The sequence below is a fragment of the Streptomyces sp. NRRL S-337 genome (genome assembly GCF_000720175.1).
Lineage (GTDB): Bacteria > Actinomycetota > Actinomycetes > Streptomycetales > Streptomycetaceae > Streptomyces > Streptomyces siderophoricus.
The window spans coordinates 297,927-323,184 of record NZ_JOIX01000001.1 but is presented as its reverse complement, the minus strand read 5'-3'; the positions used below and the strand labels follow the sequence as shown (position 1 = coordinate 323,184).

24 protein-coding genes and 4 pseudogenes are annotated in these 25,258 nt (G+C 67.8%); 9 read left to right on the top strand and 19 right to left on the bottom strand.

Going from position 1 to position 25,258, the window contains the following annotated elements; genetic code table 11:
• Positions 1-37 precede the first annotated feature (37 nt).
• Positions 38-1,438, bottom strand: a complete 1,401-nt coding sequence (locus IG62_RS0101435) for a M20 family metallopeptidase (RefSeq protein ID WP_030796517.1) — start codon at positions 1,436-1,438, stop codon at positions 38-40.
• Between the two features lie 193 nt (positions 1,439-1,631).
• Here IG62_RS0101435 and IG62_RS0101430 point away from each other — a divergent pair, with 193 nt between their 5' ends.
• Complete coding sequence (locus tag IG62_RS0101430) at positions 1,632-2,546, top strand: LysR family transcriptional regulator (protein ID WP_030796515.1); 915 nt, start codon at positions 1,632-1,634, stop codon at positions 2,544-2,546.
• An 82-nt stretch (positions 2,547-2,628) separates the two neighbouring features.
• On the opposite strand, the pseudogene IG62_RS0101425 reads toward IG62_RS0101430, so the two are convergent.
• The 4 genes and pseudogenes from IG62_RS0101425 to IG62_RS0101410 all read right to left on the bottom strand — a co-directional run.
• Positions 2,629-2,868, bottom strand: a pseudogene (locus IG62_RS0101425) (aminotransferase class III-fold pyridoxal phosphate-dependent enzyme); the annotation flags it as partial.
• Between the two features lie 229 nt (positions 2,869-3,097).
• Positions 3,098-4,084: a L,D-transpeptidase gene (locus IG62_RS0101420; protein WP_030796510.1), complete on the bottom strand. Its 987-nt coding sequence runs from the start codon at positions 4,082-4,084 to the stop codon at positions 3,098-3,100.
• Positions 4,085-4,505: 421 nt separating this feature from the next.
• Entirely contained in the window at positions 4,506-5,528 is a 1,023-nt protein-coding gene (locus IG62_RS0101415; RefSeq protein ID WP_234326140.1) for a serine hydrolase domain-containing protein, read from the bottom strand.
• 521 nt (positions 5,529-6,049) lie between these two features.
• Complete coding sequence (locus tag IG62_RS0101410; RefSeq protein ID WP_051797391.1) at positions 6,050-6,652, bottom strand: TetR/AcrR family transcriptional regulator; 603 nt, start codon at positions 6,650-6,652, stop codon at positions 6,050-6,052.
• A gap of 399 nt (positions 6,653-7,051) precedes the next feature.
• Here IG62_RS0101410 and IG62_RS0101405 point away from each other — a divergent pair, with 399 nt between their 5' ends.
• Both IG62_RS0101405 and IG62_RS0101400 read left to right on the top strand, forming a co-directional pair.
• Positions 7,052-7,849, top strand: coding sequence for an SDR family oxidoreductase (locus IG62_RS0101405; protein WP_030796501.1), 798 nt, complete (start codon positions 7,052-7,054; stop codon positions 7,847-7,849).
• Positions 7,850-8,035: 186 nt separating this feature from the next.
• Positions 8,036-8,515, top strand: a complete 480-nt coding sequence (locus IG62_RS0101400) for an SRPBCC family protein (RefSeq protein ID WP_078871732.1) — start codon at positions 8,036-8,038, stop codon at positions 8,513-8,515.
• A gap of 57 nt (positions 8,516-8,572) precedes the next feature.
• Here the strand turns inward: IG62_RS0101400 and IG62_RS0101395 are convergent, their stop codons facing one another.
• From IG62_RS0101395 to IG62_RS41180, 3 genes and pseudogenes are all read right to left on the bottom strand, one after another.
• Entirely contained in the window at positions 8,573-9,226 is a 654-nt protein-coding gene (locus IG62_RS0101395) for a class I SAM-dependent methyltransferase (RefSeq protein ID WP_078871731.1), read from the bottom strand.
• A 148-nt stretch (positions 9,227-9,374) separates the two neighbouring features.
• On the bottom strand, positions 9,375-9,608 hold the full coding sequence (locus tag IG62_RS48175; RefSeq protein ID WP_234326178.1) for a phospholipase domain-containing protein: 234 nt from the start codon (positions 9,606-9,608) through the stop codon (positions 9,375-9,377).
• A gap of 144 nt (positions 9,609-9,752) precedes the next feature.
• A pseudogene (locus tag IG62_RS41180) lies at positions 9,753-11,251 on the bottom strand (alkaline phosphatase family protein); the annotation flags it as partial.
• Positions 11,252-11,720: 469 nt separating this feature from the next.
• On the opposite strand from IG62_RS41180, the gene IG62_RS0101385 reads away from it, so the two are divergent.
• Both IG62_RS0101385 and IG62_RS0101380 read left to right on the top strand, forming a co-directional pair.
• Entirely contained in the window at positions 11,721-12,296 is a 576-nt protein-coding gene (locus tag IG62_RS0101385; RefSeq protein ID WP_030796493.1) for a hypothetical protein, read from the top strand.
• A gap of 98 nt (positions 12,297-12,394) precedes the next feature.
• Positions 12,395-12,973: a hypothetical protein gene (locus tag IG62_RS0101380; RefSeq protein WP_030796490.1), complete on the top strand. Its 579-nt coding sequence runs from the start codon at positions 12,395-12,397 to the stop codon at positions 12,971-12,973.
• 26 nt (positions 12,974-12,999) lie between these two features.
• Here IG62_RS0101380 and IG62_RS46955 read toward each other — a convergent pair whose 3' ends face one another.
• Positions 13,000-13,209, bottom strand: a complete 210-nt coding sequence (locus tag IG62_RS46955) for a hypothetical protein (RefSeq protein WP_158794939.1) — start codon at positions 13,207-13,209, stop codon at positions 13,000-13,002.
• A gap of 22 nt (positions 13,210-13,231) precedes the next feature.
• Between IG62_RS46955 and IG62_RS0101375 the strand changes: the two genes are divergently transcribed.
• Positions 13,232-13,762 (top strand): hypothetical protein, encoded by a 531-nt coding sequence (locus tag IG62_RS0101375; protein ID WP_234326138.1) that lies wholly within the window; start codon positions 13,232-13,234, stop codon positions 13,760-13,762.
• A gap of 213 nt (positions 13,763-13,975) precedes the next feature.
• Here IG62_RS0101375 and IG62_RS0101370 read toward each other — a convergent pair whose 3' ends face one another.
• From IG62_RS0101370 to IG62_RS48170, 4 genes and pseudogenes are all read right to left on the bottom strand, one after another.
• Positions 13,976-15,016 carry a vWA domain-containing protein gene (locus tag IG62_RS0101370; RefSeq protein WP_030796484.1) on the bottom strand — a complete coding sequence of 347 codons (1,041 nt, stop codon included), beginning with the start codon at positions 15,014-15,016 and terminating at the stop codon, positions 13,976-13,978.
• A 422-nt stretch (positions 15,017-15,438) separates the two neighbouring features.
• Positions 15,439-16,116, bottom strand: a complete 678-nt coding sequence (locus tag IG62_RS0101365; protein WP_030796475.1) for an AIM24 family protein — start codon at positions 16,114-16,116, stop codon at positions 15,439-15,441.
• Positions 16,117-16,408: 292 nt separating this feature from the next.
• Entirely contained in the window at positions 16,409-16,561 is a 153-nt protein-coding gene (locus tag IG62_RS46950) for a hypothetical protein (protein WP_158794938.1), read from the bottom strand.
• A gap of 572 nt (positions 16,562-17,133) precedes the next feature.
• A pseudogene (locus tag IG62_RS48170) lies at positions 17,134-17,364 on the bottom strand (MerR family transcriptional regulator); the annotation flags it as partial.
• 183 nt (positions 17,365-17,547) lie between these two features.
• Between IG62_RS48170 and IG62_RS0101350 the strand changes: the two are divergent.
• Complete coding sequence (locus tag IG62_RS0101350) at positions 17,548-17,844, top strand: putative quinol monooxygenase (protein WP_234326136.1); 297 nt, start codon at positions 17,548-17,550, stop codon at positions 17,842-17,844.
• Positions 17,845-18,107: 263 nt separating this feature from the next.
• Here IG62_RS0101350 and IG62_RS0101345 read toward each other — a convergent pair whose 3' ends face one another.
• From IG62_RS0101345 to IG62_RS48160, 3 genes and pseudogenes are all read right to left on the bottom strand, one after another.
• The gene (locus IG62_RS0101345) at positions 18,108-18,677 is read right to left on the bottom strand and encodes a carbonic anhydrase (protein ID WP_030796466.1); all 570 of its coding nucleotides are present in this window, start codon (positions 18,675-18,677) and stop codon (positions 18,108-18,110) included.
• A 559-nt stretch (positions 18,678-19,236) separates the two neighbouring features.
• On the bottom strand, positions 19,237-19,527 hold the full coding sequence (locus IG62_RS48165) for a hypothetical protein (RefSeq protein WP_234326194.1): 291 nt from the start codon (positions 19,525-19,527) through the stop codon (positions 19,237-19,239).
• A gap of 132 nt (positions 19,528-19,659) precedes the next feature.
• Positions 19,660-20,039: pseudogene (locus IG62_RS48160) on the bottom strand (DUF5937 family protein); the annotation flags it as partial.
• A gap of 636 nt (positions 20,040-20,675) precedes the next feature.
• Between IG62_RS48160 and IG62_RS0101335 the strand changes: the two are divergent.
• Positions 20,676-21,293 (top strand): VC0807 family protein, encoded by a 618-nt coding sequence (locus IG62_RS0101335; RefSeq protein ID WP_234326135.1) that lies wholly within the window; start codon positions 20,676-20,678, stop codon positions 21,291-21,293.
• A gap of 241 nt (positions 21,294-21,534) precedes the next feature.
• On the opposite strand, the gene IG62_RS0101330 is transcribed toward IG62_RS0101335, so the two are convergent.
• Positions 21,535-22,932 (bottom strand): flavin monoamine oxidase family protein, encoded by a 1,398-nt coding sequence (locus IG62_RS0101330; protein WP_199812385.1) that lies wholly within the window; start codon positions 22,930-22,932, stop codon positions 21,535-21,537.
• 47 nt (positions 22,933-22,979) lie between these two features.
• Between IG62_RS0101330 and IG62_RS0101325 the strand changes: the two genes are divergently transcribed.
• On the top strand, positions 22,980-23,588 hold the full coding sequence (locus IG62_RS0101325; protein ID WP_037837625.1) for a TetR/AcrR family transcriptional regulator: 609 nt from the start codon (positions 22,980-22,982) through the stop codon (positions 23,586-23,588).
• A gap of 171 nt (positions 23,589-23,759) precedes the next feature.
• On the opposite strand, the gene IG62_RS0101320 is transcribed toward IG62_RS0101325, so the two are convergent.
• Together IG62_RS0101320 and IG62_RS0101315 are read right to left on the bottom strand one after the other, a co-directional pair.
• Positions 23,760-24,587, bottom strand: coding sequence for an SDR family oxidoreductase (locus IG62_RS0101320; RefSeq protein WP_030796451.1), 828 nt, complete (start codon positions 24,585-24,587; stop codon positions 23,760-23,762).
• A 68-nt stretch (positions 24,588-24,655) separates the two neighbouring features.
• Positions 24,656-25,186 carry a GNAT family N-acetyltransferase gene (locus IG62_RS0101315; RefSeq protein ID WP_030796448.1) on the bottom strand — a complete coding sequence of 177 codons (531 nt, stop codon included), beginning with the start codon at positions 25,184-25,186 and terminating at the stop codon, positions 24,656-24,658.
• Positions 25,187-25,258 lie beyond the last annotated feature (72 nt).

Genomic DNA, 25,258 nt, shown 5'->3' with positions numbered 1-25,258 from the left:
AGTGGGAGTTGGCCGCGGCGCGTGGGGAAGTGGAGGGTCAGCCGCGTGCGGGAAGCGGTATGCCCGCCGAGGGGTGGCCGAGGGCGTGGAAGAGCGTGGCCGCCAGCACGAGGCCCTCGCGGGCGATCGTGCCGAGCAGGTGCTCGTCGGGTGCGTGCTGCAGGCATCCGGGGTACGAGTGCGGCAGCCACAGGGTGGGCAGGCCGAGGATGTCGGTGAAGACGTGGTGGGGAAGCGAGCCGCCGATGTTGGGCAGGACCGCGACGGGCCGGTCGGTGACCTGCTCCAGCGTCGCCTTGGCCCAGCGCACCCACGGGTCGTCGAGCGGCGTGCGACTGGCGGGGAAACTGCTGTGGACGATCACGTCGACCATCGGATAGCCGTGGGCGGCCAGGTGCCCGGTGACGACCTCCCGCACCCGGCCCACGTCGGTACCGGCGACGTACCGCAGCTGCAGAACGGCGCGGGCCCGGCCCGGGATCGCGTTGACCGGGTGATCGATGTCGGCCGAGCCGAGCGAGAGGACCTCGATGGTGTTCCAGCCGTAGAGCCGCTCGGCCGCGGTCAGACCGGGCTCGCCCCATCCCTCGTCGGGCGCGGGATCGCCGGGACTGCCCGCAACCGTGACACCTGCGAGCTCCGCGCGCACCGGATCCGGTATCTCGGGCGGCAGGAGCGCCGGGACCTGGATGCGGCCGTGGCCGTCGACCAGGCTCGCGATGGCGCCGGCCAGGGTGGTGGCGGGGTTGCGCAGGATGCCGCCCCAGTTGCCGGAGTGGTACGCGTCCGGGCGCAGGTCGACATCGAGCTGGAGCCTGACGCCGCCGCGCGCACCGAGGAAGAGGGTCGGCGTCGTCGCGTCCAGGCGCGGCCCGTCCGAGGCGATCAGCACGTCGGCCCGCAGCTCCTTGCGGTGTGCGGCGGCGAAGGCGGCCAGACCCGGGGAGCCGATCTCCTCACCGGTCTCGAAGAGGAAGGTCAGGTTGAAGCCGAGTGCCCCCTGCTCTTCCAGCAGCAGCCGCAGCGCCGTGAGGTTGACCAGGTGCTGTCCCTTGTTGTCGGCCGCCCCGCGGCCGTACCACCGGTCGCCGTCCGCTGTCAGGGTCCACGGGTCGCGGCCCTCGCTCCACCGGCCGGCGTGGCCGTCCACCACGTCGGCGTGGCCGTAGCAGAGCAGCGTCGGCACGTCCGGGGACTCGACGCGCGTACCGACGAGGAACGGGCCGCCGCGGGGGTCCGGGTTGGCGTACTCGGCCACCGAACACCCGAGAGCGGTCAGCGCGGGTACGAGAACCTCGTCCAGGTATGCCTTAACGGCAAGGTGACGTTGCGGGCGGGCGCTCTCGGTCGGATAACCGACCATAGTGCTCAGTTCGGCGAAGAAGGCGCCCGAGTCGACGTACTCCTCGGCCCGCCGGACCAGATTTTCAGGGATCACTAGAGGTACTCCCGGGAATGCCGCAGGTGCGGGTGCACGGCACGCGCCGTGTTGGGTCAGCAGCGTAAGGGCGCCTCCCAGGCCCTGACTATTGCCGTTTGCGCTGGCTCGCGTTCTAATTTCGGCAAACCGGTGTGCGCGTCGCACCGGTGTACACGGCAGGCGGCAGGCCGCCTCGCCTCATGGAGGTCCGATGCAACTCATGCCGGTGAGCCTGGCGTACTTCCTCGAAGTCGCCCGTACGGGAGCAGTCAGCGAGGCTGCCCAGAATCTGCGGGTCGCCCCCTCGGCGATCAGCAGGCAGATCGCCAAGCTCGAATCCGGAATCGGCGTTCCGCTGTTCGTCCGGCATCCGCGCGGGATGACCCTGACCGACGCCGGGTCACGCCTGCTGGCACATGCCCGCCGCAGCGAGGCCGAGTCCTCCGAGCTCCTCAGCGAACTGCGTACGGGCAGCGGCGCGGACGCCCGGAACATCACCGTGGCCTGCTCGGAGGGTTTCGCACGCCGCCTCGTTCCGCACGCGATGGCGGTCTTCCGACGCGACCACCCGGACGTCACCTTCCAACTCGACCGCGTACCCCACCAGGACGCGACCCGGCGGGTGGCCGAGGGAATCGCCGACATCGCCGTCACCTACGCGATGGGCCCGCGGCACGACGTGCGGGTGGAGTGCGCCGTCGTGGTACCCATGGCCGCCATCGTCCCGCCCGGACACGAACTCGCCAGCCGGGAGCGGGTCGGCCTGGCCGAGCTGTGCGCGTACCCGCTGGCCCTGGCCCCGACGGGAACCACCCAGCGCGACCTGTTCGACACCGGCGCGCAACTGGAGGGCCTGACCGTCCGCCCCGCTCTGGTATGCGACGCCATCGCCTCGAAGTACGAGTTCGTACGGTCCGGCGGAGGCGTCGCACTCGTCGGCGACCTGGGCGACCTGCACCCGGAACCGACCGCCGAAGGCGTCGTCTACGTACCCCTCGACCACCCCGTCTTCCGCCGCCGCGAGGCCCAGGTACAGACGATGCTCGGTCGACGGCTCCCCTGGGCGGCAACGCAGTTCACGGGGCTGCTGGTCTCACTGCTGCGCCCGTCACCACCGACGTCATGAGGAGCCCGCATCGCCGGACGAACACTTGGAAGCGTGATGCTGGGCGCACCGGCGCTGAGTACGTGCGCCGGCAGGGCAGGTGTCAGTCGCCGGGGAGGGTCAGGACTTCGCCCAACTGATCGCACAGCCAGTCCAGTTGATCGGGTTCGATGACCAACGGCGGGGCGAGCCGGATGGTGGAGCCGTGGGTGTCCTTGGCGAGCACACGGCGGTCCAGGAGACGCATGCATGCCTGGCGTCCCGTCATCAGCGCGGGGTCGAGGTCGATACCGGCCCACAGGCCGCGGGACCTGACGGCGACCGCACCCTGCCCGAGCACGAGGTCGCGGGTGGGGGCCTCGGCTCCGGCAGGGGCGGGGGGCGCGCGAGGCGACGGCGCTGATGCGGGAGTCCAGTGCCCTGTTCGTCCATCTCGACCGCCGGTGGGACGAGTGGAGCGTGCCGGAGGGCCAACCGTTTCCGATGAGCCCCATGGGCGAGTACGAAGCGAGTACGAGGGCGCCTCGCGGTCAACGTCATCGGCTGCTGACTGGTGCCGGCACCGCAGCGCATCACAGCGTCGCGGTCTTCCCCTCCCCGGAAGCGCTGCCCTCGAGCCACTGGTCCCATCCCAGGTTGAAGTCGGCGTAGCCGTTGTCGGGCGAGGCCTTGGCACGGGGCGAGCCGGTGATGGTGACGGGGTCACCCTGCTTGACCTGGCCGTAGAACCACTTGGCGTCCGACAGGGACAGGTGGACGCAGCCGTGCGAGCCGCGGGCGCTGCCGCTGCCCGGATTGGGGTCACCGGTCGAGTAGTGCACGTAGGTGCCGGACTGGGTGAGGTGGATGTCCCAGGGCAGCGTCAGGTCGTAGTAGTTCGGGCTGCCCTTGTCGCAGCTGATGCCGACGCTGCAGGAGGTCATGTGGACCTTCTCCTGCTTGTCGATGACGGCCATCGTGCCGTTCCACGTCGGATACTGGGCGCTGCCCGCGTTGATCGACAGGGTGCGCACCGGCTTGCCGTTCCGGGTCACCTTCATGGTGTGGCCGGTCACCGAGACGTCCGCGCGCACATCGTCGCCGATCGTGAAGGTGTGCGTGTAGTTGCGCACGCCGTAGCGTCCGTTGCCGTTGCTGACGCCGTTCATGTCAGCGTCGATCTTCACCTTCGTACCGGAGGGCCAGTACGCCTTCGGTCGCCAGTCGGCGCGCTTGTCGCCGAACCAGTGCCAGGCGCCGGCCACCGGCTGCGAGGTGCTCACCTTCATGTGCTTCTCCACCGTGGCACGTGCCTTTGCCGACACCGGGTTGGAGAAGACCACCGAGATCGGCATGGCCACGCCGACCTTGGTTCCCGTCTGCGGGGTGATCGTATCCAGCAGCATCGGCGGGCCCGCGGGCTTCGTCGGTGACGGGGAGGCACTCGCACTCGGCTTACCCGGCGCCTTTGCGTCGTCCCCGCTCGCCTTGTCGCCGCCGCCCCCGCCACAGGCACTCGCGCCCACCAGCACCGCCCCCGTGACGAGTGCGATCCCTATGCCGCCCTTGCGCCGCCCCACGACCTGCCCCGCTCTCTCGCTCTTCGGCCCTGACGGGCCCGACTCACTGTCAGACGGCGAGGGTACGGGCTGCAGTTGCGCGCTTCACGTAAAATATGTTCAAAACTCGGTGCACATCGCGGATCGGGGACGATGAGGGGCGCGACATCGTCACCCCTCGCCTTTGGAGTGGTCCGGGTGATCCGGGCGGTCCCGGCGGTCCGGGCGATCCGGGCGATATGGTTGCAATCTTCACTCTTCCTTCCTCTTCGGGGCGCGGCAGGGTCGTAAGGGATTGGTCCGCACCGCCGTGGGGCCGCGCTGGGTGGTTCCGGCCGGTGTCCGGAGCGACATCGAGCCCGTAGCACTGCCAGGCGGTCGGTCTGCCCGTTGATGTGAGTGCTGGTCGGGCCGAATAGGCTGCGGCGACCCGTCCCGGCGTTCAGCCGACGCTCTGGAATGCGGCGTTGAGGACGGCCATGACGTAGGGGCGTTCGGACGCGGTGCCGGTGGGGTTGAGGGAGTAGACAACACGGCGCTTCAGATCACGGGTGGTGAAAACACCGTTGGTCCACCCCGGCAGGGAGCCGGTTTTGCCCCACACGGTGACGCCGTTGTCGAGCGTGACCCGCATCAGGCCGCCGACGCTGAAGCAACTCGTCTTTTTGATGCAGTTGGTGTTGGTCGGTGCGCTGTCCACCCGGGGCACGGTGAACACCAGCTTCTGCTGGGCGGGCGGGAGGAGACGGCCGCGGAACAGGGCGGTCATGAACCGGTCCAGATCAGCGCCGGTGGAGATCATTCCGCCCTCGGCCCAGGCCCAGGGGCTCTGCTCGGTCACCTCGTCCGTACCGACGTATACGCGCGCACGCGGTACCGGGATGGACATGTCGTCCGACGAGGGGAGGCTGGTGTGGCGCAGTCCTAGCGGCTGGATGATGCGGCGGGTGAGTTCGTCGGTGAAGGTTCGGCCGGTCACCTTCTCGACCAGGAGGCCGAGGACGAAGGTATTGACGCCGTTGTACTGCTGGACACTGCCGAGTGCGGGCCGATCCCCCGGCTTGGGGGATTTGGCGGCCGCGAAGGCGTTGCGCACCACGTCCTGCGGCGCCACACTCTTGCGCCACCAACCGGGTCCGTCGGCAGGCCCGGGTATGCCGGCCGGGGCCGGTAGGCCGCTGGTGTGGTCCAGCAGCTCACGCACGGTGACGGCGCCGTACGCGGGCGGGATGAGGTCGGGCAGATAGCGCCGGACGGGCACGTCAAGGCCGATCCGGCGCTCGGCGACCAGCTGGAGCACGACGGTGCTGGTGAAGGCCTTCGTCACACTGCCGATACGGAAGTGGGCGTCACGGGAAACGGCCCCCTCGGTTCCGGTCCACGGCATCGATCGCCCCTCCCCCGCCACTCTGACCAGCGCACCGGCGACGACGGGATCGGGCAGACGGGTCAGCAGGCTTCGCATCGGTGCAGGATCGAACGACCCGGCGACAGCCACCTCCTGCCGCGGAACCGCATCAGCGGCCATCACGGCGGGAACGCCTGCACCTGCTGTGATCGCGGCGAGGGCGAGGCCGGCCACGGCAATGCGGCGGACGGCGGAAGGGCGTAGGTACATCGGACTGCTCCCAAGGGCGGTGGCTGCCACGCCATGTATCGCTGAGACACCATCAACTCTCCTCGGTGTGAGGTCAGATGCCATCAGGGACCAACCCTGAGCAGCCCCTGAACCGCCCCTGAGGCATCCCTGAGAGCCACTGGGGTCCGTCAGAGCAGGACCTGACAGGGCCGTGGACGGTGCGCCAGGGGCTCGACCCCGATCGTCGTCATCGGTGATAACGGCGATCCGGCCCCCGGTAGACGGCCGGGAAGATTGGCAAGGGAGATGACCAAGGCCCTGGGTAAGCGCCCTGCACCACCTACTCATCACGCAGACCGCAGACCGCAGACCGCAGACCGCAGACCGCAGACCGCAGACCGCACCAACTACAGCTCGTCAATGCGCAGATAGTCCAGCGCGCGACGAGTCAGCTGGACGATATCGTCCGGTTCGTCCTGCTGCGCCCAGTACTCCAGAGCGACGTTGATCGCGTCCAGTAGAGCGGTGGCCATCAGCCGTACTTCCAGGCTGTCCGGCGACGCTCCCGTGCGGGCCGCGAGTACCGCCAGCAGCTGGTCCTGCATGTCCCGTCCGGCGGCCAGCCATCGCATGCGGATCGCCGGCACGCTGCCCATGACACGAATCAGCCGGCGGGCGCGCTCCATGTCCGCGAGCTGCTGGACCGAGGCCGGCGCACCGAAAGCCGCCTGCACCGCGCTGGTCAGCGGCTCGTCGGTCGGCAGGGTGGCCAGCGTTTCGACAAGTCGGCCGACGCTGGAGGTCAAGAGGGGCGTGAGTGCGTCCTCCTTCGCCGCGCAGTAGCGATAGAAGGTGCGCAGCGAGATACCGGCAGCCGAGGCGATGTCCTCGACCGCGGTCACGTCGTAACCCTGCTCGGAAAACAGGACAGCGGCAGCCTCCGCGATCTCCTGCCGGGTCTCCTGCCGCCGCCGCTCCGTCAGCGACGGTCTGCCTCGCGCTGCTGTCATCCGCCTCTCCTCACCCTTCGATCCCGTCCCCATGCCTGCGTTCCACCATGTTGGCACAGACAAGCCAGTTGGCACGTCATGCCAAAAAAGAGGTACGCTGACTCCACCGCCTGAACAAATCCCTCAATGCCCGTAGAGCCATGGGAAGTTGAGGTCCGAACGGAGCGGTCGGCGTTCGCCGCTGCCGCGAGGCAGTGAGCGCGGTCACCGCTGCTCGCCATCCTCGACGTGGTCGAACGCTCGGAGAGTTCGAGAACTGCACGCCACCGAACCCGCAACACCTCATCGCGCCACGTCATCCGCGCAATCCGCGTCATCCACGCGACACGCACATCATCGCTACACGCCACCCGCGTCACCCCGAGCGGGCTGCCGAAACCTGCCGAAAGGGAGCCGACCATGTCCCGTACCTCCTGCGACTCGCAGCGCACCTACCTCATCACCGGGGCCGCTTCCGGCATAGGCAAGGCCACCGCCGCCCACCTCCGTCGGCAAGGCCAGACCGTGATCGGCGCAGACCTTGAGGGCACCGACATCAGCGCGGACCTCGCCACACCCGAAGGCCGTAGGGGACTCGTCGACCAGGCGCATGAATTGACCGGTGGCCGCCTCGATGCCGTTATCGCCTGTGCCGGCCTCGCTCACTTCACCACAGACACGATCCGGGTCAACTACTTCGGCGTGGTCGCCACCCTCGACGGGCTGCGTCCGCTCCTCGCCGCTGGTACCGACCCGCGCGCCGTACTGATTTCCTCCGTCGCTTCGATCCACCCGCACGACCCGGCCATCGTCGATGCCGCCCTCTCCGGCGACGAGGAGGCGACCGTCGCCGCTGCCCAGGCAGCCATCGACCGGGGGGAGGGGTATGCGATCTACGGATCCTCCAAGGCGGCCATCGCACGGTGGCTCCGCCGTACGGCCGTCACCGATGACTGGGCGGCCGCCGGCATCCCGCTCAACGCCGTCGCCCCGGGCACGATCCTCACTCCGATGACCGCGGGCATGCTCGCCGACGCCGAGATACGCAAAGCCGTTGACGCGACCGTCCCGATGCCGCTGTACGGCCACGCCCACCCCGAACAAGTCGCCCCGCTGCTTGCCTGGCTGACCTCCCCCGAGAACTCGCACGTCACCGGCCAGGTCATCTTCCTCGACGGGGGTGCCGACGCCACCCTGCGTGGCGACAGCACCTGGTGACCCTCAGCCCAGGACCCACCACATGCGGCCCCCGGCGCCCGGCCCGCCAGTCCGCCGGCCCGCCAGTCCGCCAGTCCGCCAGTCCGCCAGTCCGCCAACTGCCCCACAGGCAGACCGCAGACAACAGACCGCAAACCTCAGACCTCAGACCTCAGACCCCAGACAACAGACCAAGGTGGCCCCCGCATGCCCAAGCCACCAGTACCCCACATGTCCCGCGCACACAGCCTCATCCGCACCACCGTGCTTCCCATAGACCCCGACTCGGTCTGGCGCACCATCGGCCGTTTCGCCGGGCTCGCCGACTGGCACCCGACAGTCCCGCCCTCAGTCATGGAGGAGGGAGACGGTCCCGAAACGCCTGGAGCGGTCCAGGCGTTCGTGCTCGACGGGGCGGTGGTCGCCCGCGAACGCCTGCTCGCGAGGGACGACAATGCGCGTGCGTTCCGCTACACGGTTTTCGACACGCCCCTTCCGATCACCGACTACGAGGCGACACTGACCGTCGTCGCCCATGACGAGGGCGCGGAGGTGCGCTGGTCAGCGATCTACCACGCCGCGGAAGAAACGGTTCCAGAGGTCGAGCGGCTCTTCGGTGACGTGGTGTACGCAACCGGCCTGGCAGCCCTCCACGCGCGCTTCACCACACCGACCGAGGCCGCATGACCGGCCTTCGATCAACGTCCGCGACCGCCTCGGCCGGCGGCCGGACGGTCGCGGACGTCAGCCGGCCGTGTCGCTGAACGTGTCCGATTGGAGGACCAGACAGCTCCGTCGGACGTTGTCACGACCATGAAGGTCGAGACGCTCACTGCAATGAAGCCTGCACAGTCCGTGCGCACGGCCCAACTCGGCTGTCTCAGCGGCGGACACGTTGAACATGCGGCGGCCCGCGGGCACCGGACCGTGACGCAGATTGACGAAGAACCGGCCGCCGGGAACCAGCAACCCAGCGATCCTGGCCATCGCACGTCGGCGCTCCTCGGGATCCAGATGCATCCACACCGCGGTGGCGAAGATCGCATCGAATTCGCCCGGGTGACGGCCCAGCGTCAGGTCGGGAAGAGCGTCATCGATCCAAGCTATGTCGCTGTCCGCGTGAAGCCGTCGTGCGTGTTCCCGTAGCTCTGTGGTCGGCTCGACGGCCACGACGCTGTGTCCACGGGCCGCCAACGCGGCGGCATCGCGCCCCGTCCCCGCACCCACATCCAGAATCCGGCCCTGCTCGGCCGGAACGAACTGCAGTACGTCGCCGTGGACTTCCTCGAAGGTGACTTCCTCGTACTGAACAGCCAGCATCTCCGCCGCCTCGGCATAGCCAGCGGCCCCCCGTGGCAAGCCCCGACCGCTCACGGCGCGAGTCAGGTGATCAGCCATGAGAACGAAGAGTACTGGCAGTCATGACGGAAGAGTACTGGCTGCCCTCGCCTCAGCCCCGGCCTGGAAACCGGGGCTGAAGCACAGGCACGGAACACGTGGAGGGACGGCTCCAACGCAACCTGCAACGCCACCCGGAACGCCAGGATCACCCGCTGACGCTGGCCGTGCCCGTCTCCAGGTGCCCGGTGAACCGGCGCGACCACGCCACGTCGGAATTGACGGTCACCGTGAAGTCGTACCAGCCGTTCTGATACGCGACGGCGTTGAAGTACTCCTCCGTCGAAGCGCCGGCGGCGACGGTGTAGGTCCAAGGGCCGTCGCCTCGGTAGTGGTTGGAGGTGATCGTGAACGTGACGGAAGACGAGCCGGTGTTGGTCATCTTGAAGTAGATGGCGAGCTTGCCTGTACCGGGCTCCACGGCATAACGGGTTCTCACCTCAGCGGACTTGCCTGCCTTGGTGGCGTCGCCCCGGAAGCGGCGCAGGAAGCGGTTGGGGCCGACCATCGTCAGGTCGTACTTGCCGTCACCGTAGCCCAAGCCGATGTTGAAGTAGTCGGACGCCGTACCACCGGCATCGACGGTGTACTGCCAGGGCGTGGTGTCGCGGTAGGCGTTGGGATGGATCGAGAAGTGGGCGGCCCGTGCAGCGGGGCCGCCCTGATTGGTCATTGTGCACCAGGCGAGGATCTTCCCGGCGGAGCCGAACTCCAATCGGTCCAGGTAGCCGTTGGGCTGGTACGGCAGCGCGCGGGCCGGTCTGGTGCCGGGTTCCTGGGCGGGCAGGGCGTTGGTCGTCGGCGCCGGATTGGGAAGCGGAGCGCAGGTACTGATGCCGATGACGCTGGTCGCGGGGAGCGGGACGGGACCGTAGACCGGCTTGGCGAAGTTGAAGGCACCGGTCAGGTCACCACTCACCTTGCGGCGCCACGCGCTGATGTTGGGGCAGTTGGCGGGCTTGCCCAGCGCCGCCGTCCAGGTCTCCAGGAACCGGATCACCGAGGTGTGCTCGAAAACCTCCGAGGAGACCCAACCGCCGTGCGTCCAGGGCGAGATGACGATCATGGGACACGGAAGCCGAAGCCGTAGGGGACGCCGTTGAGGTACTCGCCGTCGGTTCCGGCGGGCGGTATGGGTGGCGGTACATGGTCGAAGTAGCCGTCGTTCTCGTCGTAATTGAGGAGCAGGACGGTGGAGTTGAAGACGTCGGTGTCCGCGGCGAGGGCCTGGTAGACCAGGTTGACGAAGTGGGCGCCGTCGCCGGGTGGGGCATAGGGGTGTTCGGAGAAGCCTTGGTTGGGGACGATCCAGGACACCTGCGGAAGGGTGCCGGCGAGCACGTCGGCCTTGAGGGCGGCGGCGATGTCGTCGGGGGTCGAACCGGTCACCTTCGGGACCGAGGACATGCCGCGGTCGTACAGCGGGTCGCCGGGCTTGGCGTTGGCGAAGGTCGTGAAGTAGGCACAGCCGTTGTCCCCGTAGTTGTCGGCCGCGTTCTGGTAGACCTTCCAGGTCACCCCGGCGGCCTGCAGCGTCTCGGCGTAGGTCTGCCAGGTCAGGCCCGACTCGTCACCACCGTCGTGGCTGGACGAGTCCACCTTCCCGCTCCACAGGTAGGTGCGGTTGGGGCCGGTCGCACTGAGTGTGGAGCAGAAGTAGGCGTCGCAGATGGTGTAGTTGTCGGCGAGCGCGTAGTGGAAGGGGATGTCGGAGCGATCCAGGTAGCCGAGCGAGCGGACGTTGCCCACGCCCCAGACCCAGTTGTCGAGGCGGCCCTTGTTCCACGCGGAGTGCTGCGAGGACCAGGAGTGCGGCAGGTCGCCGTTGCACTGGGCGAGGGTCTCGCTGTCCTGGCCGCCCGCCGGCGGTGTGGAGCTGAGCTTCCACGGGTATTGCCGGCCCAGGCCGTTCGGCTGGTCGAAGACCGAATGGCCACCGCCGAGGATGATGCCGCTGCTGTCGTCGAAGCCGCGGACGCCCTTCAGACGCCCGAAGTAGTGATCGAAGCTGCGGTTCTCCTGCATGAGGATCACCACGTGCTCCACGTCCTTGATCGTGCCGGTCGCTGCGCGCTGGACCGCGTCCGCCGTGCGCGTGCCGGCGCCCAGCGTCACGCCCGCGGCCATGGAAGCGCCCAGTCCCACGAAGCCTCTTCGGCTGATCGGTGTCATTCGCCCCGCCCTCGTCATCAGGAGTGCCTCTGTGACACGTCGCGCGACAGGGTGCCCGTAGTCGTCGTCACGGTCCATACCCAGGGGCAAGACCGAGGTGAAGAGCAGTTGTCATCTGGCCGCCCGGCGGTGGTCCGATGCCCGGCCCACCGAGCCGACCGGCCTGCTCGTCCCACGGCTCAACGGCAAGCCACGAAGGCCGACTGGGCTCGCCGTCAGGCGCTGCCCCGATCCAGGTGTGCTCCGATCCAGGTGTGCTCCTGCCTGCGAACGCCGGCTCCCCAGTACAGTCTCTGCGGGCCGAGCGAATCCGGGGGGCGGCATGGGTGGCTCAATCAGTGAGGTCGCGGTCGCAGTTCTGGGGATCGGCGGCACGCTCGCGTCAGCACTGCTCACGCAGCGCAGCGCTGATCGGGCCAGAGCACGTGATCTGGAGCATGCCAAGCAGCTCAAGGACGAGGAACGCGAGTACGCCACTCGACAGGCTCGGCTTGAGGCACGGCGAACGTGCTACGCCGCCCTGAACGCCGGTACCCGCGACTACATCACCGTGACGACGAACTTCCTCCACGCCCTGCAAGCGGGCGAGGTGACCGAGGAATTACGGTCGGACCTGGACCGGGCCCGCAGGGACCACCGCTTGCGCCACGCCGAGGCCCAAATGGTGCTGCCTGATGAGGTGTTGGCGGCCGCCAGTACGGTGAACCGCGGCTTGGGCGATCTCTACGGCTTACTGAAACGGCTCGACAGGGGCGTCGCCGATCAGGAAGAGAGCGTGGCAGCAGCGCGAGAGGACACGAGAAGGCTTTGGGACGCCTTGTGGAGAATGCGGCACGTCATGCGTATCGACCTTGGGATCACCACACCTGTGGAGGAAGGCCAGGCCAGCGACGAGTAGAAGCACATGACGCAGCAGCACCGTTCGCCGTGTCGCGATGACCGGTACGGCCCGTAACCTCCGGCCCACCCTGTCAGAGCCCCCTGTAGGGTCCACTCGTGCAGACTTCCGAATCACTGCTCAAGCGACTCAAGGTCGATCCCGAAGCCGCGCAGCTGGCCGATTTTCCCTTCGAATTCGACACCCTCGTCGCGGCCTTCGGCCCTCTCACCCACGTGGAACCGGTGCGACTGGCCTCCGGCGTCCCGTTGGATCCGATCGCCAAGGACCACAGCGGCGGCACGTACTTCCTCTGCGGTGAAGGCGACGACGAGGACCGCCCGGTACTCTTCGCCGACTCCGAAGGCTCCGCCGGGCTGATCGGAACCACCCTCCGGGACGCGCTGCTCCTCCTGATCGGCCTGCCGTGCGCCGATGAAGCCCTGCACTGGGAAGAGGAGGGTCGCATCATGGACGAACAGGCCCTCCAAGCTCTCCGCGACGAGGACGACGCGGAATACATCGAGGCAGCTGAGCTGGAAGACTTGCCGGGGATGCGCGCCGAACTCCTCGAACGCCTCGGCCTGGCCCCACTCCCTCCTCTCACCGAGTTGCTGGAACGCGCCCGCGCTGCCGCCGCCCTCGACTCCGAGTACGTACTCATCAACGAGCAGGGCAACACCTACCGCCAGGATTGACGGCACACTCCGACTCAGCCGGCGTCCTATGAGGTGAGCTTCTCGGCCTGCTCGGTGTAGTGGTGAGGGAGATTGATCCGTCGCGCGACCCGAGAAGGCACCAGCCCGGTGTCGACGGGCCCGATCTTCACATTCCCTGCGACGAGGCATAAGTCTGGAAGTGAAACCCGACCAGCGCCGTTTCCTAGAGAGCTCGTCGTCATGTCAAACGCTTCATCGTTCACGTCATCGTTCATGTCATCGTTTACCTATGCGCAGGTGGGCGTAGTCCTTCACGAGATCGGCATGGTGTCCGAGGAGCGGTGGCGCCGCGGCCTCGAAGAGGCAGCCGACTGGGCACACGATGAGGTGCACCAATACCAGGCGGCCAGGGCACTCGTACACTTCGGGGTCGCGGTCTCGGTGCACGCCGATGACATCGACTCCATATACGACGATTACGAGGCTCTTCTGGAAGAAGCCTCCGAGGTCGCGGACAACTCGGTCACCATCTCCCATGTCCGGCTCATCGAGGGCGAAGAGGAGCTGGAGGACGGCCGGTTCGACACGTTGGAGTTCGAACGGGACGGAGAAGTCGTCACGATCGAAGCCGAGCACTTCGCGGAGGACTACTACGACCACGAGGCCGCCTGCAACGCCATCGCCTACACCGCCCACGACGACGATACCCGCGAATGGCACAGCGTCGGCTTTGACCGCGACACATACCGCGTCTACGACACCATCATGCTGCTCGCCACACCTGAGCAAAGGAAGGCACTGACCGACCGTCTGGGTTTCCGATTCTGACATCGGCCACGACGGCGGGCCAGGGCGTACGGCCACCTCCCACGCTCCTCCCACTGCTGGGCCGCCCGCCACGACCAGGACCACGCGGCAGAGCGCTGCCCATCGCCGTACCGTGGTGCCTGGTCCGGCCCACTCAGCCGCAGCAGGTCAGTTGGCCCAGGAGGCGTGCTCAAGGCAAAGGGAGCCCCGTCAGTCGGCGGGGCTCCCCAGGCGTCAGCTCATCAGGAGTAGCCGGGTCTGCGGTACCAGCTTCCGGTTCACGCTCGTGCTCTGCACAAAGATCGTGAAGTCGTCGTTGTGGTCCGGCTTGACGCGAACTTCCCTGTCCGGCAGGCCGAGCAGCGCCCGAGCCTCCGGCCCCGTGTACACCCGGTCCGTCTTCTTCTCCAGGACCGCGATCTGCTTCTTCGCCTGGATCTTCTCGGACTTACTCAGCTGATAGAACGCACAACCGGTACGGTAAGTGTGTCCGCATTCGACGACCCACTCCCGGATCGCTGCTTCGCGAGCCACCGGAACCAGCTGGTATTCGGACGGATTCACCGGGATGAGACCGGCTGCCTTGATGGTGTCCTCGTTGACAGCCTCGGCACCCATGGAGAACACCGCCCGCGATCCCCGGATGCCCTGGCTCCGGCCCACCATAAACTTTTCGGTTGCCTGCTGGATGACCTGCCCGGCCTCTTCCAGCCCCTGGGTGCTCGTGGCATCCCAGATGGCTATGTTGTCCTTCGGGAAACCGCACTGCGTGGCCTCGCGCTTGCCCATCTGATCCGGCACAAGGACGGCTAGCGTCCAGTTGTCCTCCTGCGTCTCGATCATCTTGGCCACGGCCCGGATCAGTTCACGCGGATCCCTGGCAGGGGCGTCCACGCAGTGATGACTTGCATTCTCCTGGCCATCAGTCAGCACGAACGTCAGAAAGCTGTGGTCGCCGTACAATTGAGCTGTCTGCGCCAGCTCCCGCTGCGACTTCAGGGTGGCCGCCAGCAGGGCCGTCATTCCACCGACCCGGTACAGCTGCTTCAGGGACGGCATCCGCAGCACGTCCTTGTCGTAGATGACGCACTCCACCGTGTCTGCGAAGACGTACACCGTGACGCGGGTTTCCTGGTCCAGTTCCTTCGACCGGCGGGCCAGGTAAGCAATTTGCTGGTCAGCGACGTCGACGACCTTGCGGCTCAGATGTGACATCGACGAACTGGCATCCAACACAAGAGCAACGTGATTGATGTAGTTCTGGTTTCCGGACATAGCCGCTCCCCCTTGTTCCGACTCGATGCACCGATCGTCTCACCCACCACTGACAATCGATCTTGGAGACGAGGTCGGATGAGGGGGGCGGGCGCGGTCAGACACAGGCGCGTGCCCAGGACGGGGTGAGCGTCGCGGGGTGAGCGTAGAGCTGGTCCGGGCTGGTGCGCGCCTGAGCAAAAGGGACGCCGCTGCGCCGACCGACGACCGCAACGTGGATCCCGGCGCTGGCCTGCTGCGCGTCCCCTCTCAGGCGGCCGCGGCGAGCGCGGCCGGGAAGGCGGTGCACTCGCCGAGCCGAGTGTCGCCGCAGCTCCCGCTGGTCAAGGTCGTTCATCCCGCGCTACGCCCGGGCCGCCCCACCCTGACCAACAGCCTCACCCCCGTACGTCCGGATCAGTTCCCCGCCTCAGTTTCCCGCCTCAGTTCCCCGCGGCCTTCTCCGGGCGCAGTTCACTCGGTCGTACGATGACGAACCCATCGCCGTCCAAGCGCAGTTGGACCGCCTCGCCGGATCCGCCGCGGAGCATCGACCCCATGCTCTGGGAGCGGTGCAGCGAGGTCTGCAGGGCGCTGCTCCAGCCGACCACCGCGTCGGTGTCGACGAAGACCGGGGCCTGCGGGGAGACGGGTATGACGATGGGGTTGCCCTCGCACATCACGCCGAGCTTGCCCTGGCCGCTGAAGACGGAGTTGAAGATTCCGCCACCGGCCATGCCGGCGCCCTTGACCACCTTGATCTCGTAGGAAAGGGACGGGTCGAAGCACAGCACGTTGCGGCCGTTGATCGTGATGCTGTCGCCGGACGCCAGGTCCACGATGAAGCAGTTCGCCGCCTCGTGCGCGAACCACACCTCGCCCTGGCCCCGTACGGCCATCAGCGCCAGCCCCTCGCCGGTCACGGCCCGCTTGAGGAAGTTACCGACCCCCTGGCCCTGCTTCTCGAATTGCAGGTCGCCGCGGAAGGCGATCATCGCGCCCTGCCGTGCGTAGCACTCGCCGTTCACCGCGTACTTGATCGACTTCGCGTTCTGCTGCGTCATGCCCGGCGCGGTGGCCGGCTGTGCCATGTACTCGGCGCCGAAGAGCTCACTGTTCATGACCCGGATGCTAGGCGAGCGCCTCCGGCGTGCCGTCGTCCCCAGGTCCGAGTCACCATCGTCCGCAGGGGGGATTTCGATCCCCGCCCGGCCGTGCCGTACGAGCCCGAGGCCAATAGCTCGCGGACTGCGGGGGGCCGTCACCGTCCGGCCCGGATACCTGGGCGACGCGAGCGGCCCGCTACCAGCCGGACGAGGAGGCGAATGACTCCGGTGAGGACCTGCAGGGCAGTCCCAAGACTGGCCGCCCTGTCCATCACGACAGCGTCGAGACCACGAAGTGCGGCCTGCGTCAGTGCCAGCGATCGAACGCGGCAAGCACAGCCATGATCCCGTCTTCCCAGGTCGGGAAGGGGGCTCGGATCTGGGAGAGCGATACGGCCGCGCTGCGATCACGGCCGTCCATCACGTAGACGGCGTGATTCGCCCCCGTCGCTGTGGACACGTGTCCCACCCTGGTGAAACCGCAGTCTCCGGGGTCCGGATCCGTGCATACGAAGACAAAAACATCCTGATGGTAGGGATCCGGGTCCGGTGAGACGAGGAACAGTCCCCTCCGTGCCACCTCGCCCTTCACGCGACGGTCGATCCTCGACACATCTACTGCCCTCATCGCATGCACCACCATGCTTCAGGGACCACCCCCATGGTGGCCGACCATATTCTGGGCCAGGGGTGGGGCGCGTTCAATGCCACAGTCGAAGTACCTTGATTAGAACGCGAGTTGGAACACCACTACCCGACACGCAGCATGCCAACGACGGCAACCCGAGACAGACACGTGATCCGCCGGCCGGCCGGCCAGCCAGCCGCCAGCCATCAGCCATCAGCCATCAGCCACGTAGAACGCTCCGAGGGTGCCCTGAGGCGACTGATGGGCCGGACCGACCGGTCCATGCTCGACCTGTACGACGAGGACCTCCAGGACGAGCGCGCCTTCGAGCCCAAGCGTCGCCGCGGCAACGTCTACTGAGTCCGGCGGTTCAGTTCCTTTGCGGCGTTCTCGCACACGATGGTTCAGGCGACAAGTAGGCGGAGGCCGAGTTCTGCCGCGTCGAGGGCGACGAGGTCGCGGTTGCGCTCAGCCCACCGGCCTGACGAAAGGTCGTCGCGGAGTCTGTTCACCGCACGCTGCTCGGCCTCCGGTCCGACTCTGGTCCATACCGATACCGCACGGCGCACATGGTCTTCCAGGTACGCCTCGGGTCGGCGCCAGTAGGCCTCGAAGAAGCCGTCAGCGCAGTTCCATCGGCCAGAAGTTCTTGAGCCTGTTGATGGCCCGTTCGACGGTGTTGCGCGTCTTGTAGCGCTGGCACCATCGGCAGAACTTCGGCGGCGCGGCACCAGTGTTCCCGTTCCACGGTGTTCACGCAGGTCAGCTGCCCGTCGCGATAGGGTGCTCGGGCTGTGTCCTCCCTCGATTGAGGAGCAATGGTGTTCGACCTCATCGTCATCATCCGCGTGCCCAAGGCCGAAGAGATAGCCCACGTTGCGGACGCTCTGGCCCGTATGCGTCCGCTGTGCCTGGCCGAAGACGGCTGCGTCAGCTGGGAGGCGTACCAATCGGACGAGGATGCCGCGCGGTTTGTCCTGGTCGAGCGCTGGGCGAGTCGGGAACATTGGGAGACCCACGACTCCGGCGCAGCTATCCAGGACATCTACGTTCCCGAGATCATGCCGCGCATCGAACGCGAAGTGCACCCGAGCACCCGCGTCACGTCGGTGTGAGATCGGTTGTCACCGACAGACACCATGACCTCTACTCCAGCCGGGCCGACGTAACCGACGCGCTTCTGGGCGGACCGGCCATCGGGAGTTGGCCCGGGCAGCCTTCAGCCTCTCGTCCGGGGGCCGGTGGGAGCTCTACACGGTCGTCATCGGCTCATGCCATGGCGAGCCCAGGACCACGCCCTGGCCACTTGGAGTCAATAGGGACGGGCCATCAAGACCGCCCAGCCCAGTACCCCAGGCCGGCCTGTCTGGCCGGCCGATCAGGAAGGCGCGCCGCCCAGGACTTCGACCTTGCCGGTGTCGAGTGAGTAGTAGGCGCCGACCACGGCAAGGGTGCCCTTTGCCACGAGCGGGGCCAAGTCCTGGTTGGAGCGTAGATCGGCTGCGGTCAGCTTGACCTGAGCGCGGGCCATGGTCTCGACCGGGTCGGCGCCGCCTTCGCGGACGGCCTGCTCGTATGCCGGTTGCAGGGCCTTGACGATCGCCTGCAGGTTGCCCGGCAGCGGTTTGCCGTCACGAAGAGACTTGTACGCCGCCTCGATGGCGCCGCAGCGCTGATGCCCGAGGACCACGACGAGCGGGGTACCACTCGTCATGGGCCCGTACTCGACAGAGCCCGTGACCACCGGGCCGACCGCCTCTCCGCCCGTGCGCATCACGTAGAGGTCACCCAGGCCGGTGTCGAAGAGGAGTTCAGGCGGTACTCGGGAGTCGATGCACGAGAGGATCGCCCCGAATGGTTCCTGCGCCTGAGCCACGAGCTGACGCCGATTCGGGTCCCGGTCAGGGTGGTGAAGGTCTCCGCTCATCCAGCGCTTGTTACCTGCCATCAGCCGCGCGAATGCCGCAGCGGGGGTGGTCGGCCGTGCTTGGGGTGAGGCGGTGGCCGTCTGGACGGCCCGCGCTTCGGGCGAAGCGTTGGTCGTCGAGGCGGTCCTCGTCGAGGAGCACCCCGTGAGCGCGGCCGCGGCGCCCGCAAGTCCGACGCCAAGCAACGCTCTACGATCCGGATGTCCGGCTCTGCCCATCGCTCGTTCCTCTCGATGCCGCGCAAACAGATCCTTGCGTCTGGACCGGGCCCATTGTTCGACGTCGGTGGGTGCCCCAGCAGCAGGCGCAAGCAAGCGCCGGCTACGTTGCCACCAACGGCCCACATCACCGGCTCAGACAGCCGGCTCGGACTGCTGTCGGAGTCACACCTGATACCGGGCGTGCCTGCTGGTCAAAGGCATGCCGCCGATCCGCTCCCGCTCAGGACCCCGTATCGCAGACCACCCGGCAGTCGCGGGAGCGTCACGCGGGCCGGTGGTTTCCGACAGCTGCGCCGCTTCTGGCGCTCTGTCCTCCTTCATTCCCGATGGGTCAGCTGGGGCTGCGGTACGGATTGGGTCACGGTGGCCTGACCGCGGTGGGTGGTCGTGGTGAGGACGACGGCCAGGACGAGTCCGGCCAGGGCGAGCAGGGCGCCGAGCCAGAGCGGTGAGGTGTCATGACGTAGGTCTGCATGATCGGGCCGAGGCTGAATCCGGCGACGCCGGCGGCGAAGAGCCCGATGGTGGCGGTGACCTTCATGGGGGCGGTCAGCGCGAACAGCACCAAGACGACGGCCAGCGCCAGCTCAGGCCGCGTGAGCCGTGGGTCTTGGGGACAGCGCCCGTAGTACCGATCCGATGAGGGCACCGCAGGTGTTGCACTGCCTGAAATGCAGGGCAAGAGCCGCACAACCCGCTCCCGCGCCACCGACGCCACCGACGAGGAGTCGCTCCTTCGCCTCCGGACGTTCATGGATCCCGTGCGGGACGGGAAGGCAAGTACGCGAAGCTCCTGGCGGACGAGGTTGGACTTGGTCGAAAGCAGGCCCGGGCGACGCATGACGGCAAGGTGGCGGGAGACCTCCAGGAGTGGCAGTTCCCAGGCATGGGCCGGCTCACCGGTGGTGTGCGGGCCGCGGGCCAGGGTACGCAGCAGGCGCAGCCGGATGGGATGTGCGAGTGCGCGTGGACCGCCACCAGGTGCGGGCGCCCGAAGACAGTGGGGATGGAGGTGACCCTGTCGTCGTGGGCGGCGGTTGCCATGTCCTGCAGCTTGTCGACGTCGATGCAGGCGTCGTCGGGAGACAGGGTGACTGTACCGGAGACTGATGCGAGTGCCGGCTGTTCCGCCTCGATGCCTTGGCGCCTGAGCAGGTCGTTTCCGCCTCCCGGCGTCGCCACCGAAAGGGACCAGCGCACACGGCCCCCACGGTCGCTGCTGCCGAGCGCAAGCCGCCTCGTGAGCTCGGCAACCGCCGCTGGCAACGGTCTACGGGACAGGGACACCTGGGCTCATAATCCGCATTGGCGTCCGCATCGTGCCGCTCAAGGAGACAAGGACCAGCCATCGGTGGGACGGCGCCCTCGTCTCATCGAGCGCGCCGCCCCCACCTGCCCGGCGACCGTAGGCTCTCCCCCGCCAGGAACGAGATCTCCGCAACTACCTGGTCTTTCTTCCGCTCGTGCACCCCTGCGCCGCCACAAACACCTGCCCACCTCGCCACGTAGGACATACTTCTCAGGACCAGTTGCGCAGATGGTTTTCGGTCATGCATGATCACGCCCTATCGGGGGGCCTGGCGCGTGGCCTGGGGAGCTTGTCTCCTGCCGCGCGCCTGTTTTGCGTGCCCCGGGTCGCACACACCAATGACTCCCAGGGGGAACCATGCTCGCTCACGACCACACGACCGGACCAGACAGACCCAGCGCACCGGAGACGCAAGCGGCGCCAGCGGTGCAAGCCGAGGAACACCCGGGGCCCCCGCCCGGTCCCAAGGCGCCGCCATCGTCGGCTGGGTGCTCACCATCGCGCTCAACGTGGCCGCCCCGATCATCACGTACAACGCCTTGCGCGATCAGGGCTGGAGCGAGTTCGCGGCGCTGCTGGCAGGCGGTGCCTGGCCGGTTGTCGACAGCGCCGTTCACCTCGTGTGGCGACGCCGTCTCGACGAATTCGCTGTAGTGACCCTGGTGTTCCTGGTGCTCACCGCAGTGGTGTCGCTCATCGGCTCCCACTCGACCCAGGCACTGCTGGTCAAGGACTCGGCCATCAGCGGGTTGTTCGGGCTGCTGTGCCTGGCCACGCTGATGGCGCCGCGCCCCCTGATGTTCTACTTCGGCCGCAAGTTCGCCACCGACGGCACGGCAGCGAGCACCGCCTGGTGGAACGGCCTGTGGCAATTCGAAGGATTCCGCAGCACCGTGCGGACGATGACGACGGTTTGGGGCGTGGCGTACTGCCTGGAGGCAGCGGTCCGAATCGCGCTGGCCTACGTCATGAGCACCGACACCGTGGTGGTCTTGAGCCCGATTCTCATGTACGGCGTGCTCGGCGCCCTCGTTCTGTGGACAACGATGTACGGCAAGCGGTCCCGACGCAGGGGTGAGGAACGCGCCGCTGCGGCGACTGGCTGACGAGATCGTGAACCGCGCCAACGCCAACGCCAACGCCAACGCCTCCTAACCGCCCCTCCCCGGCTCCGGCCAGCGCGAAGCCATGCCGGCATACCGGCCTACCGGCATACCGGCGGTCCCGCATTCCCCGTACGTGGTGCGGGGAATGCGGTTTCGGAAAGACACCCGTCACCCGACCCAACTCGGCAGCAATGACCAATGCTTCACGATCGGGGCCGTGCTCACGATTTCGTAGTGGGTATCAGGAGAGTTCAGGGAGGATCTCGACCGCGACGCGGTGGCCTGATTCAGCGGCTCCGTCCATGTAGCCCGCCCACTTCGTGGCGGTTTCCGTACCCGCCCAGTGCAGCGGGCCGACCGGCTTGCGCAGGGCCGGACCGAAGCGGGTGAGGGTGCCGGGCACGGCGAACGCTCCATAGCATCCGCGGCTGTACTCCTCTTCCGCCCAGTCGCGTTCGATGTAGGCGACCGGGTTACGGGCCCGAGGGCCGAAATAGCCGACGAGGTCCTTGATCACCTGAGCGCGCCGCTCGTCTAAGCCCATACGTGCGCCGGTATCGGCGTGCCGGCCTTCGAGGAAGCCGACAAGCACGCCGGGAGAGCCGCCGAACGGCGTGTTGTCGAACACCGTACCCAGGGAGCGATCGGTGCTGTTCGCCTGGCCGCTCAGGCCCGCACGGCGCCAAAACGGCTCGTCGTAAGCCACGTTGACCTTGATGACCCTGCCCATCGGCATCCGCTGGACGAGCTGATCACGGTCGCCCGGAAGGCCCGGGGTGAAACGGATGCGCGCGGCGAGCGGTGGCGGCACCGCGACCACGGCCCGGCGGGCGCGCACGGTCCGGCCGCTGCGTGTGACGACGTGGACGCCCGAGTTCCGCCAGGCGATGTCGGTCACCGGCGCGTCGAGGACGATCCGGTCACCGAGTTCCTCCGCCATCCTCAACGCGATGCGCTGTGTCCCGCCGACCACTCGGTCCTGTTGCGCCCCGCCGACGGTGTTGATCAGTGCGTCGAGGCCGCCGGCACCGCCCACGTAGAAGGCGGCCCACAGCGCGGACATGTCCTCGGGTTCTGCGGAGAACACTCCCTCGGTGACCAGCCGGAAGAAAGCCCGCCCGCCTGCGGTGTGCGCGGTTTTGCGAAGCCAGGTGCCGAAGGTCTGGGTGTCCAGTTCCTCGGCGCGGGGTACCCGCCACGGATCGGTGGCGGCGACGTGGCGCGCGAGCCGGTCCAGGCGGTATTGGACTTGTCCGATGTCTGCCAGCACCAGCGGGTTCAGCCGGGGTATTCGGCCCGTGTACCGGGAGCGGTAGGAGCCCATCTCGGCGATGTGCTCGCCGTCGGCATGGGTGGGGTAGGTGCGCAGGCCCAGCTCCTTGATCAGCGCCATCACGTGGTCCTGCCCGGGGCCGACCCACTGTCCGCCCACCTCGATGGGGGCGCCGCCGGGCAACTCGTCGTTCAGAAGCCGGCCACCGACCCGGTCACGCGCCTCCAGGACCAGCACCTCCGCCCTGCCCTGAACCAGGTCGCGAGCGGCCACCAGGCCCGCCTCTCCCGCCCCGACGACCACGACATCCACGACATCCATGAGGTCCACCGACTTTCCCATCGTCACCTCACACCCAGAACTCACATACAGAGTGAATCTGACATGCAGAGCGTATGTGATATCCATGCCGGGTGGAAACGCTGCGAGAGAAATACGCGGAGAACACCCGCCGCACCCTGCTCGACACCGCCCTGCGCCTCTTCAGCGAGCGTGACTATGCGAGCGTGTCGGCGGAAGAGCTGGTGCGCACCGCCGGCCTCACCCGCGGCGCCCTGTACCACCACTTCAACGGCAAGCTGGGACTCTTCGAGGCCGTCTTCGAAGACTTGGAGCGTCAGGCCACGCAGCGCATCACGGCGGCGATCGACCCCGTCTCGGATCCCCGCGAGCGAGCCGACCACGCCGTCGACGAGTTCCTCGACATCTGCATGGAACCCGCCTACCGCCACATCGTGCTGCAGCAAGGCCCGATCGCCCTCGGCTGGCAGCAATGGCGCGAACTGGACCAGCGCCATCTCGGCGGCCTGGTCCTCGACATCGTGCACACCGCGCTCGACGCCGGCCGCATCCGGCCCCACCCGGCCGAACTGATCGCCAGAGCGTTCTACGGCGCCCTCACCGAACTGTCCCTCGCGATCGCCGAGACCGACAACCCTGACCAGGCCCGAACTCAGGCGGCAGGTCTTGTACGCGATCTCGTGGACGGTCTGGCGATCGACACACACCCACCGTCGGCCTGACCGGAGGCCCGGCGGGGCTCCCCACGAAGGGGCTTACCCCGGACGCCATACGCCCGGCCTGCGGCGCGCCAGTTCCTTCGTCCGCAGTTGCTTCGTCGGCAGTTCCTTCGCCGATCACCGCTTGGTCGGTAGTACGCGTCCCCGGTCCGGGCGTGCGCATGGGTGAGGCGTTCAAACCGCCGCGGTGATGAACTGGCGGGCGCCGCGTAGCGGGGTGCGCAGTGTGCGCTGGGTCGCGCGGCTGTCCAGGCGGACGTCGAGGGCGCCGCGAAGTGTGCTGTCGGCCCGCAGCCCCGCGGGCAAGCGGGAGGCGTCGAGGCCGTCGCGCCTGGCGATGAGGACACCGAGTTCGTGGCGGCTCACCGCGTCGGCGCCTGCGAGATGGCGGATGCCGGTGGTGTCGTGCGATGCGAGCTCCAGGAGGGCCGCGGCGAGATCGGCGACGTGAACCGGGCAGCGGATGTCGTCGGTGAACAGGGCGCCGTCGCGGGTACCGGCCACAAGGTCGTGGACGGCACGTTCGTGGAGGGACTGGCCGCGGCCGATGATCAACGAGGTTCGGGCGACGACGGCCTGCGGATGCACGAGGAGGACCCCGGTTTCCGCTGCGGCCTTCGCCGCCCCGTAGGGGGTGAGGGGATCGGGCAGGCAGGACTCGTCGTAGTGGACGCGAGCGCCGGAGAACACCGCGTCGCTGGAAACATGAACCAAGCGGCTGCCGTACTTCGCCGAGGCCATCGCCAGCCGGACCGGGCCCTCGGCCGTGACCGCCCAATCCGCTTTGCCGCTCGATGCGTTGACGACGAGGTGCGGGCCGACCTCGGCCATGACCGCGTCGATGCGCCCAGGGTCCCGCAGGTCGAGGGCGTACCAGGCAACCTCGCGAGTGTGGCCGGGCTTGGTCGCATAGGTCGCGGCCGTCATGTGCCCTGCTGTTACCGCCTGCCGGGCCAGCTCAGAGCCCAAGAAGCCGCTACCGCCCAGGATCAGAACTCTCACGATGCGTACGGTAGACCGGTCCACCGTCCCCGGCGCCCATGTGCCACGCCATCCCGCCACATCGAGCATCAGGGCCTCAGTAGTCCGCCCACCCACCAGTCGTGCGGCTTGCCATCGTTGGCGATGCCGCGATTGCGCAGTGTCCCTTCGACAGTGAAGCCGAGTTTCTCGGCGACGGCACGCGAGCCGGTGTTCCCGGCCATGGCCCACCACTCGATGCGGTGGACGTCGAGGGTGGCCCAGCCCCAGTCGCACAGGGCCCGAGCGGCCTCCACCGAGTACCCGCGTCCGCGCTGTTCCTTGACCGCCCAGTAACCGAGCTCCCAGACGCCGCGGCTGACGAGGGTCAGGCAGTACGAGCCGACCAGGGCGCCGGTGTCCTTGCGGAACGCGCCCAAGGTGTAGTCCCTGTCCTCGGCCCACTGAGCGGGCAGCTTCTCGCCGACGAGCCTCTCCGCGTCCGCACGCCGGTACGGCACCGGCACCGGGGTGTAGAACTGGATGTCCTCGTCCTGGCAGGCTTCGTACACCGCATCCACGTCGGCAGGTGTGAAGGCCCGCAGCACCAGACGGCCGGTCTCAAGAGTCACTGGATCCATCGCTGCAGTATGACCACCCTCAACAAGCGGCGACCATCGAATATCCCGACCGAGCACCGCCCACCACGACAC